General features: G+C 36.7%; 10 protein-coding genes and 3 pseudogenes. 9 read left to right on the forward strand and 4 right to left on the reverse strand.

The genetic code is table 11. The features are described from left to right. The first annotated feature begins 184 nt into the window (after positions 1 to 184). Entirely contained in the window at positions 185 to 1,576 is a 1,392-nt protein-coding gene (gene gltX / locus G6069_RS07585) for a glutamate--tRNA ligase (protein WP_197293894.1), read from the forward strand. A gap of 51 nt (positions 1,577 to 1,627) precedes the next feature. Here gltX and G6069_RS07590 read toward each other — a convergent pair. From G6069_RS07590 to modA, 4 genes and pseudogenes are all read right to left on the reverse strand, one after another. Next, positions 1,628 to 1,720 (reverse strand): annotated as a pseudogene (locus tag G6069_RS07590) (metalloprotease); the annotation flags it as partial. A 27-nt stretch (positions 1,721 to 1,747) separates the two neighbouring features. Continuing rightward, complete coding sequence (locus G6069_RS07595) at positions 1,748 to 2,545, reverse strand: ATP-binding cassette domain-containing protein (RefSeq protein WP_197293895.1); 798 nt, start codon at positions 2,543 to 2,545, stop codon at positions 1,748 to 1,750. Then, positions 2,542 to 3,215: pseudogene (gene modB, locus G6069_RS07600) on the reverse strand (molybdate ABC transporter permease subunit). The gene G6069_RS07595 and the pseudogene modB overlap by 4 nt, the downstream one beginning before the upstream one ends. Positions 3,216 to 3,236: 21 nt before the next feature. Further along, positions 3,237 to 3,977 (reverse strand): molybdate ABC transporter substrate-binding protein, encoded by a 741-nt coding sequence (modA, locus tag G6069_RS07605; RefSeq protein WP_197293896.1) that lies wholly within the window; start codon positions 3,975 to 3,977, stop codon positions 3,237 to 3,239. A gap of 18 nt (positions 3,978 to 3,995) precedes the next feature. Between modA and G6069_RS08160 the strand changes: the two are divergent. The 8 genes and pseudogenes from G6069_RS08160 (at position 3,996) to G6069_RS07635 (ending at position 10,452) form a co-directional block, all read left to right on the forward strand. After that, positions 3,996 to 4,156: pseudogene (locus G6069_RS08160) on the forward strand (orotate phosphoribosyltransferase). A gap of 43 nt (positions 4,157 to 4,199) precedes the next feature. Continuing rightward, the gene (locus tag G6069_RS07610) at positions 4,200 to 4,760 is read left to right on the forward strand and encodes an outer membrane beta-barrel protein (RefSeq protein ID WP_000595773.1); all 561 of its coding nucleotides are present in this window, start codon (positions 4,200 to 4,202) and stop codon (positions 4,758 to 4,760) included. Next, the gene (locus G6069_RS08035; RefSeq protein ID WP_078302907.1) at positions 4,744 to 4,926 is read left to right on the forward strand and encodes a hypothetical protein; all 183 of its coding nucleotides are present in this window, start codon (positions 4,744 to 4,746) and stop codon (positions 4,924 to 4,926) included. The genes G6069_RS07610 and G6069_RS08035 overlap by 17 nt, the downstream gene beginning before the upstream one ends. A 153-nt stretch (positions 4,927 to 5,079) precedes the next feature. After that, positions 5,080 to 6,330, forward strand: a complete 1,251-nt coding sequence (locus G6069_RS07615; RefSeq protein WP_197293897.1) for a cation:proton antiporter domain-containing protein — start codon at positions 5,080 to 5,082, stop codon at positions 6,328 to 6,330. A 97-nt stretch (positions 6,331 to 6,427) separates the two neighbouring features. Continuing rightward, a complete protein-coding gene (locus G6069_RS07620) occupies positions 6,428 to 8,164 on the forward strand; it encodes a M3 family oligoendopeptidase (RefSeq protein ID WP_197293898.1) in 1,737 nt (578 codons plus the stop codon). Next, positions 8,149 to 8,637 carry a hypothetical protein gene (locus tag G6069_RS07625; RefSeq protein WP_001188564.1) on the forward strand — a complete coding sequence of 163 codons (489 nt, stop codon included), beginning with the start codon at positions 8,149 to 8,151 and terminating at the stop codon, positions 8,635 to 8,637. The genes G6069_RS07620 and G6069_RS07625 overlap by 16 nt, the downstream gene beginning before the upstream one ends. Positions 8,638 to 8,648: 11 nt before the next feature. Beyond that, positions 8,649 to 10,136, forward strand: a complete 1,488-nt coding sequence (locus G6069_RS07630) for a DUF5644 domain-containing protein (protein WP_197293899.1) — start codon at positions 8,649 to 8,651, stop codon at positions 10,134 to 10,136. 1 nt (position 10,137) lies between these two features. After that, entirely contained in the window at positions 10,138 to 10,452 is a 315-nt protein-coding gene (locus G6069_RS07635; protein ID WP_001861281.1) for a hypothetical protein, read from the forward strand. The last annotated feature ends 27 nt before the right edge of the window (positions 10,453 to 10,479 follow it).

Raw genomic sequence — 10,479 nt, forward strand, 5'->3', positions numbered from 1 at the left:
CGATACAAAAAGATAAAAATAAAGATAAAGGCAAAGATAAAGAAAATAAGGTTTTTTGAAATTGCATGGGTGATCCTAATTAAAAATAATCTCAATGATACACTAATTTTAATAGAAAAAAGTGAAACAATTTTTAAGCCATTTTTGAATACAATAAGAACATTTTATTATTAAGGTTAGAATAATGAGTTTGATCGTTACGCGCTTCGCTCCATCGCCCACTGGCTACCTCCACATAGGAGGCTTAAGGACAGCCATTTTCAATTATCTTTTTGCACGAGCCAATCAAGGAAAGTTTTTTTTACGCATTGAAGACACGGATTTGAGCCGTAACTCCATAGAAGCGGCTAACGCCATTGTAGAAGCTTTCAAATGGGTGGGGCTAGAACACGATGGAGAAATCCTCTACCAATCCAAACGCTTTGAGATTTATAAAGAATACATTCAAAAACTCTTAGACGAAGACAAAGCCTATTATTGTTATATGAGCAAAGATGAATTGGACGCTTTGAGAGAAGAGCAAAAGGCCAGGAAAGAAACCCCACGCTATGACAATCGTTATCGTGATTTTAAAGGCACGCCCCCTAAAGGCATAGAGCCTGTGGTAAGGATTAAAGTCCCCCAAAATGAGATCATTGTTTTTAATGATGGGGTTAAGGGCGAAGTGAAAGTGAACACTAACGAAATAGACGATTTTATTATCGCCAGGAGCGATGGGACGCCTACTTATAATTTTGTGGTTACCATTGATGACGCTTTAATGGGGATTACTGATGTGATTAGAGGCGATGATCACCTTTCTAACACCCCTAAACAAATCGTTCTCTATAAGGCTTTAAATTTTAAAATCCCTAATTTTTTCCATGTGCCGATGATTTTGAATGAAGAAGGGCAAAAATTAAGCAAACGCCATGGGGCCACTAATGTGATGGACTATCAAGAAATGGGCTATCTTAAGGAAGCGTTAGTGAATTTTTTAGCGCGTTTGGGGTGGAGCTATCACGATAAAGAGGTTTTTAGCATGCAAGAATTACTAGAATGGTTTGACCCTAAAGATTTAAATTCTTCGCCCAGTTGCTTCAGTTGGCACAAGCTTAATTGGCTCAACGCTCATTATTTAAAAAACCAAAGCGCACAAAAGTTGTTAGAACTTTTAAAGCCTTTTAGTTTTAGCGATCTTTCTCATTTAAACCCCGCTCAATTGGATCGCTTGTTGGACGCTCTCAAAGAAAGATCTCAAACCCTAAAAGAATTAGCCCTTAAAATAGATGAGGTTTTAACCGCTCCTATAGAATATGAAGAAAAGGTTTTTAAAAAACTCAATCAAGCGCTCGTCATGCCCTTGTTAGAAAAGTTTAAGCTGGAATTAAATAAGGTCAATTTCAACGATGAAAGCGCACTAGAAAACGCCATGCATAAAATCATTGAAGAAGAAAAGATTAAAGCGGGTAGTTTTATGCAGCCTTTAAGATTAGCCCTTTTGGGTAAGGGGGGCGGGATAGGCCTTAAAGAAGCGCTTTTTATTTTAGGCAAAACAGAGAGCGTCAAAAGAATAGAAAAGTTTTTGAAAAACTAAAAAATTGGCTCTGTTTTCATGGAACGCTGATAATAAAAAAGTTTGATTTTAGCGGTTATAATAAGAGCAAGACCCTAAAACTTCAGCGTTATTCCTAATACGAAAATGGGCACATAAAGTTTGCATTTTTTGAAAATAAGAGGGTTTTAAGAAAAAAATGAAAAAATATTTCTAAAATTTTTTGCCTTGATTGAAATCAAGCTTAAAAGTTGGATTCAGACAATCTTTGGGCAAACTAATCGTTTGAGGAATGACCTCATAATGGCAATAATTTTCATCTTCAAAGAGAGGTTTTATCAACAAGCGGTTTGAAAAAAGCCGATTTTCTTGATTAGGATTGATAACGCCATTGTTTAAAAAGAGGAAAGTTCGCGCGAGTTTGGTTATTTCGTTTGGGTTATGACTCACCAATAACACGCTTAAATTTTCACGCTTGATAAAATCAAGCAAACCTTGTTGCACTTCGTTTTTTAAGGCGTTATCTAGAGCGTTTAAAGGCTCATCTAAAAGCAATAAATTCTTGGCTGCGATCAAAGCTCTTGCTAAAGCGACTCGTTGGGCTTGTCCGCCAGAGAGTTGAGAAATTTTTTGCTGGCTTAGATTTTCTAAACGCATTAAGCGTAACACTTCGTGGATTTTATTTTTATCTTTAGGGTGAGCAAAGGCGATGTTTTGATACACATTTAAATGAGGGAATAGGGCGTAATCTTGAAACACAAAGCCGATTTTTCGTTGTTGTGGTTTTAAAAAAATCTTTTTTTGAGTGTCTAGCCACACTGAACGATTGACTTCAATATAGCCGCTACTCACCGCTTCAAGCCCCGCTAAAATGCGTAAAATCGTGCTTTTACCCGCTCCCGATTCTCCTAATAAAGCCACAACTTCTGCTTCTTTAATTTCTAAGTCTATATTCAAATCAAACGCGCCCCTAGATCCTAAAAGGTGTTTTTTAAACCGCGCTTTTATCATAAAAACGAGCTTTGTTTTTTATTCAAAAATAGGGTAACAAACAAGAGGCTAAAACTGATAATCGTGAGCGTTAAGGCGTATTGGTGGGCTTTAGAATAATTGAGCACTTCAGCTTCGTTAAAAATCGCAATGCTAGCCACTCTTGTTTCCCCTAATATATCACCCCCAAGCATCATCACCACGCCAAATTCGCCTATAGTGTGCGTAAAAGTTGTAATGATAGCCATCAATAAACTGGGTTTGATGTTAGGGAGTAGGACAAAAAAAGGGTGTAGTATTCCCCCTTACCCAAACTATAACTGGCTTCTTTTAAAGAAGCGGGCAAGGAAATTAACGCGCTTTTAATAGGGCTTACCATAAAGGGCAAGGAAAAAATCACGCTCCCTAAAATAAGCCCTTGAAAACTAAAAACAAGTTTCACATTTAATACATCTTGTAAAAACGCTCCCAAAAAAGAAGAAGGCGAAAAGATTAAAAGAAGATAAAACCCTAGCACGCTTGGGGGTAAAACTAAAGGCATATACACAAGCGTTTCTGTTAAGCTCGTTAAAAGATTGCGTTTAAGGCTTAAAAAATAGCCTAAAAAAATCCCTATAGGGAGTAAAATAAGGGTGGTAATCAAAGCTAAAGAAAAGCTCAAACGCATGGTAATCAAAAACTCATGATCCATTGCTCGCCTTTTTTATGCGTTTTAATCCACAATATAGCCGTGTTCTTTAAAAATAGCTCTAGCTTTAGGGCTGAATAAAAAATCTTTAAAGACTTTGGCTAAAGGGTTATTAGCCCCATTTTTAGTGATGATCAAAGCTTGTTCAATAGGGTTATAAAGGGCTTTATCAATGATGAAATAAGAGAGGTTTTTATCTTTTTTATCCATCAAGGATAACGCTCCAAAGCCTATTTGAGCGTTTTTAGTAGCGACAAATTGATGGGCTTGAGAAATAGAAGCGCCATAAACGATTTTAGATTTAAGACTAGAAGCGAGTTTTAAATTCTCTAAGACTTCCATACTGGCTTTTCCATAAGGGGCTAGTTTAGGATTAGCCATAGCGATACGCTTGATTTTAGGATCTTTAAGAATTTCTAAAGAATCCATTTTTAGATTTTCACTCCATAAAACCAACACGCCTTTAGCATAGACTTTTTCTTTAAAGGGGGTTATTTTTTCATCATAAAGCTTTTTAGGTCTAGTAATATCTGCTGAAATGAATAAATCAAAAGGAGCGTTTTGAGCGATTTGAGCGTAGAGTTTGCCTGAAGAATTAAAGCTAATCTTAACAGCATCTTTGGGGTGTTCTTTTTGAAATTCTTTAACAAGGGCTTTTAAAGCGTGCGTGAGATTAGCAGCAGCAGCGATTTTTAAATCCTGTGCCAACAGAGCGCTTGAAAAAAATACGATTAAAAAGGCAAACGCTTTGAAAGTATTTTTCATAGAACTCCCTTTGATTAAATGATTGAAGTTATTGATTATACCTATTTGTATCTTAAAAATTTGTATTTTAAAAATTTGAGGTGGTTTTGTAGGTGTATCCCACTTATCCATGATTTAATCAATATTTTCACTCTAAAACCCTCATCTTTGATAAAAAATTAAATCTTTTAGAAAAATAACCGATTTTAGGGTGTAACTTTAATTCAACAAGAAGGATTTATTATGATTAAAAGAATTGCTTGTATTTTAAGCTTGAGCGCGAGCTTAGCGCTAGCTGGCGAAGTGAATGGGTTTTTCATGGGTGCGGGTTATCAGCAAGGTCGCTATGGTCCTTATAACAGCAATTACTCTGATTGGCGCCATGGCAATGATCTTTATGGTTTGAATTTCAAATTAGGTTTTGTAGGCTTTGCCAATAAATGGTTTGGGGCTAGGGTGTATGGCTTTTTAGATTGGTTTAACACTTCAGGGACTGAACACACCAAAACCAATTTGCTTACCTATGGTGGCGGTGGCGATTTGATTGTCAATCTCATTCCTTTGGATAAATTCGCTCTAGGTCTTATTGGTGGCGTTCAATTAGCCGGAAACACTTGGATGTTCCCTTATGATGTCAATCAAACCAGATTCCAGTTCTTATGGAATTTAGGCGGAAGAATGCGTATTGGGGATCGCAGCGCGTTTGAAGCAGGCGTGAAATTCCCTATGGTTAATCAGGGCAGCAAAGATGTAGGGCTTATCCGCTACTATTCTTGGTATGTGGATTATGTCTTTACTTTTTAATTTATTCTTTCATTCGCTCTTTCTCATCAAATCAAACCCTAGCCAACTCTTAAAAGGTTGGGGTTCAAAAATCTTTTTCATAAATAGAAAGTTTGCCTTAACGCAGTATAATCCTAGCGTTTTAATTTTTATTTTACTCAATAGAGCGTTTGGTGTTTGCGTTTGAATACTGGGTTTAGTAAGATTTAAATAATAAATTACTTATATATTTTTGATAGATATTATTTTATTTAATAGTGTTATTTAATGGCTCAATTTAATAGGATGGTTTCGCTTTTATTTCTTTAAAACAAATCGATTCTACTGGGGAAAGGTTTTTATGGAAAACAGCACACTTTATATTGTTATTGCTGGCTTATGGCTTGCTGTAGGCTTTGGAATCTTTTTAAAGAAATTAGACATGCCGGTTATCATTGGCTACATTTGCACAGGAACGGTCTTAGCGGCTTTTTTTAAAATTAATGATTTTAATTTGTTGTCTGATATTGGTGAATTTGGCATCGTCTTTTTAATGTTTATGATAGGCATTGAGTTTAATTTTGACAAGCTCAAATCCATCAAACAAGAAGTGCTGGTTTTTGGGCTTTTACAAGTCATTTTGTGCGCTTTAATCGCTTTTTTAGTGGGGTATTTTGTTTTAGGTCTTTCACCCATTTTTTCCCTTGTTTTAGGCATGGGGCTTTCGCTCTCTTCAACCGCTATTGTGCTGAAATTCTTTGAAGATTCCAAACAGCTTAGCACGCCCATGGGAAAGAGCGCGGTGGGGATTTTGATTTTCCAAGATATTGCAGCCATTCCCATGCTTTTGATTTTGACGATTCTAGGCAGTAAAGATTCTAATGTTAATTTACTCATTCTTAAAACCTTTATTTCAGCAGGGATTATTTTAGTTCTTTTGTTATTGCCTGGAAAAAAAGGGGCTAATCTCATCTTAGAGCAAGCAAAAGACACGCGCCTGCCTGAAATCTTTATAGGCACGATTTTAGTGATTGTTTGCAGCGCAGCAGGGTTGAGCCATTTTTTTGGGTTTTCTATGTCATTAGGAGCGTTCATTGTGGGCATGGCGATTTCTAAATCGCGCTATAAAATCAATGTCCAAGAAGAATTCGCGCAATTAAAAAACCTCTTTTTAGCCCTTTTTTTCATTACGATAGGGATGCAAATTAATGTGAGTTTCTTTATGGAGAAGTTCTTTGTTGTCATCTTTTTACTCATTTTAGTGATGGGTTTTAAGACGGCTATCATTTATGCGCTCTTGCGTTTTTTTAGAGACGCTAAAACTGCCATAAAAACCGCTCTTTCTTTAGCGCAAATCGGGGAATTTTCTTTTGTTATCTTTTTAAATTCAGGCTCGCACCAGCTCTTTAATTTGCAAGAAAAAAAAGGGATTCTTGGTTTTTTATACCAAAAAAATATCTTAAATATTGCTCAAAATGACATCCACCAGCTCCTTATTCTTATGGTGGTCTTTTCTATGTTAGCAACCCCTTTTATTTTAAAATACCTAGAATCTATCGCTCAATTTATTTTGCACCAAAAGAGCCAAGAAAATGAGCCGGCTAAAAAATAATGGCGCAAAAACCAAATGATAAGTTTGCTTGTGTTGTCAGTGTTATGTTAAAATACATGCATATTTTAACTCCAAATCAATATAAAAAGGGGATTTCATGAAAGAGCAAGAATGGGATTTAAGCGCTTTATTTGAAAATAAAGAAAACGCAGAAGAATTTTTAAAAACCTTACAAACAGAAGCGCAAGAATTTGAGAGCGCTTATCAAAATAACCTTAAGAATTTAGACGCTACAAAATTTGCCAACGCTCTTAAACATTACGAAAATTTGTCAGAAAAAATCTCTAGAGCGATGGCTTACGCTCAATTGCTTTTTGCTAAGAACACCAAAGAAGCGAAGTTTTATTCGCAATGCGAAATGGCTTGTGCAAATATCCAACAACACCTTTTATTCTTTGAAATTGAATTTAAGAATTTAGACGCCAAAAAACAACTCGCTTTCATTAAAAAATGCAAAGACCATGCTTTTTATCTAAACAATCTCATAGAAAAGAAAAAGCACACCTTAAATTTAGATGAAGAAAAGATCGCCCTAGCCCTTTCGCCTGTGGGAGTGGGCGCGTTTAGCCGTCTTTTTGATGAACATTTTTCTTCTTTGAAAATCCCTTTTGAAGAGCAAAATTTAAGCGAAGAAGAAATTTTAGCCCTCTTGCACAACCCCAAACGCAAGATCCGTAAAAAATCTCAAAAAGCTTTCAGCAAATCGTTAGAAAAATCCCGCCCTTTACTCACTTACATTTTAAACATGGTGCGTAAAGATTTGCTCATTGAAACTAGGCTAAGAAAATACGACAAAAAAGAGAGTTTCCGCCACATTGACAACCAGATCTCCCAAGAGAGCGTGGATAGCATGATAGAGATTGTGAACGCTAATTTTTCTTTAGTGCATCGTTACTACCATCAAAAAGCGCAAATTTTAGGGCATAAACTCAAAGATTACGACCGCTACGCCCCTTTAAACGATGAGAGCATCACCATGACTTACTCTCAAGCTTTAGAAGAAGTGCTTAAAACCCTTAAAGCCTTTAGCCCTGAATTTCATAAAATCGCTTCTAAAGCAATCAAAGAGGGTTGGGTGGATTCACACCCTAAAGATTTTAAGCAAGGTGGGGCTTTTAGCCATGGCGGGGTGCCTAGCGCTCACCCTTATGTGTTATTAAACTACACAGGAAACCGCCGAGACGCTTTCACTATCGCTCATGAATTTGGGCATATGATCCACCAAGAATTGTCCAAAAAACAAGGCGTATTGAACATGGATACGCCCTTAACCACCGCAGAAACCGCTTCTGTCTTTTCTGAAATGCTGTTTTTTGAGCATTTAAAAAAAGGTTTAAAATCTGATGAACTCCTTTTCATGCTAGCAGGCAAACTAGAGGATATTTTTTCTACCCTTTTTAGGCAAGTGGTGATGACGAATTTTGAAAGAAGAATCCACGAAATGGATGAAGAATTAGACACCAAAGATTTTGATCGAATCTGGTTTGAAGAAAACCAAAGAATGTTTGACAAGAGCGTGAAACTCACTAAAAACTACCATTTGTGGTGGAGCTATATCCCCCATTTTATCCATTCGCCTTTTTATTGCTACGCTTATAGTTACGGGCAGCTTTTGACTTTAGCGCTTTATGGGCTTTATAAAAAAAGCGACGCTAAAGAATTTGTTAAAACTTACACGGAATTTTTGAGCTTAGGAGGGTCAAAAAGCCCTAAAGAATTAGTGTCCATGTTTGGCTTTGACATTGATAACAAAGAATTCTGGGAAATTGGCATGCAAGAGGTGCGTCATTTGTTAGAAGAATTTGAAAGGTTGCTCGCATGCAAAGAGAATTAAGGCTTTTAAACAACAAGCATTGTATTGAATACTTGCAATTTCTGTCCAAAAACCATTTGAGTTTTAACCTTTTGTGCGAAAGAGATGCGATTGATTTTTCCCCCAAGCTCCCTAAAGAAATCCATGAAAAATTCGGCGCGTTAGTGCTGTTTGTTTTAGCCGGATACACCTTAGAAAGCTTGATGATTGACGCGCAAAGCGTGCAGTTTGAAGCCGGGTTTGGCCCTAACAATATTGGCAGCGTGGTTCAAGTAAAACTTCCTGGCATCATTCAAATCCTTATCAAAGAAAAAAATGAAAATGCCGTTTTATTCAATCGTTGCGATTCGCTTGAATTGTTTCAAAAAGAAGAGCCAATCACACAAGAGCCAAAAAAAGACGAGCGAGAGTCTAAAGAATGGCTGGATTCTAAAGAGGCCCTTTTTTCCAATTCCAAAAACCGTGCGATTTTAGAAAATCTGCACAAAAGCTAAAGGAATCATTGATGAGCGTTTTGAAATTGCATGTAAAAGTCTTTCGTTTTGAAACCAACAAGGACTATAACCCTGCTTATGAGTCTTATTTTTTAGAATACCAAGAAGATCAATACCTTTTGGATCTTTTAAAACAACTCAAAGGCGTGAGCTATAGTGAAAATATCGCGCTTAAAATCAACCAAATTGCGGTGTTTGAAGACGCTAAAGTGAGCGATTTGGTGGCGTTTTTTTCTAAAGAATGGGTGCTAGATCCCCTATCCAAACGATACGCTTTAAAAGATTTAATGATTGATGAAAAGGCGGTTTTAAAAAACTATGAAGATTTTTTCAAACAAGTCCCCTACATCACTAAAGGCGAAAAAGAAGAATTAGAAAAGTTTATCCAAATCAATTTCATCAACCCCCAAACCAACCCTAAATATTTGGGCGATGGCTTTTTCTTGTATGTTAAATGGCTGATGAAACGCTACCCCACAGAGCGCAACCGGTTATTAGAGATGATCTCTCAGCCTGAAAGCGGCGTGATGAATTTTTTAAGCGTAGTGCATTATCTCTATAAAAACGATGACAACATTGACCATGAAATCTATGAATTGCAAGAAATCCTAACCAATTCCAAAATCAAGCCATGGAAGGATTTTTCTAAAAACCTTTTAAGCCTTTTTCAATACAATTCTAACCCCCCTAAAACGCCTAACCCCCCTAAAACTTGCGCTCTCTTTAACGCTTATGCGAAACATTTAGACGCACAATCGCTCCTAAAAAGCGCTAAGCTCTATTTAGAAAAAATGGGGCAAAAAATCATTGATCTGCCTTTTTGTTATGATGGGGGCTATTATGGGAAGATTATAAGCACGCATGATTTTCTCACGGCCTCTGCGTATAATCTGGCTCTAGCTAAAGCCAATGGCGTTTCGCTCATTTTTTGCGAAGAAGACGCGTATTTGAATATCTTGCATGCTAAAGAAGTTTTAGACAACAACCCTGAAATCATCAACTCCGTCAATGAAAAATTGAAAAAATACCAGCTTGTTTATGAAAAAGGCGTTGAAGTTGTCTATCTTAATGAATGGGTTAATGAATTTTTGGCATGGGAATTGAAAAGCCCTTTTGATGCGTTTTTAGGGGCTGAATTTTCTCGCGTTAAACGAAGCGATCATTTTTTCCATAAAATCCACTTAAAAAGCCCTAATTTTTTAGAGTCTTTTCAAAATTACGCCCCCCTTTTAGAAGTCAATGAAGCAAGCGGCTTACTCCAGTGCGCGCATTTACGCTATTTAGGGATTGATTTGGGGGCGGATTTTTTAATCGTGCATTCTTTAGGGCTTTTTCACGCTTTTGAAAATTTAAGCTTAAAGGCTTCAAAAATTTATAAAAGAGATAATGACAACACCCCCACTTTATTTTTACCTCAAATCGCGCTAATGGCTATGGGGGAAAAAAACACGCAAGCTCTAGGGCTTGATGCGCATTATCATAAGGTTACTTTCATTTAAGATGAACGCTTTTTTAAAACTCGCTCTCGCTTCTTTGATGGGAGGGCTTTGGTATGCTTTCAATGGCGAAGGCTCTGAAATTGTCGCTATAGGGATTTTTGTGTTGATTTTGTTTGTTTTTTTCATCCGCCCTGTGAGTTTCCAAGACCCAGAAAAACGAGAAGAATACATAGAACGGCTTAAAAAAAACCATGAGAGGAAAATGATCTTACAAGACAAGCAAAAAGAAGAACAAATGCGTCTTTATCAAGCCAAAAAAGAGCGAGAGAGCAGGCAAAAACAAGACCTTAAAGAACAAATGAAAAAATACTCATAAAGGAAAAAAATGGAAATCATTTTATTA

This window comes from Helicobacter pylori (assembly GCF_017594925.1).
Taxonomy (GTDB): domain Bacteria; phylum Campylobacterota; class Campylobacteria; order Campylobacterales; family Helicobacteraceae; genus Helicobacter; species Helicobacter pylori_DP.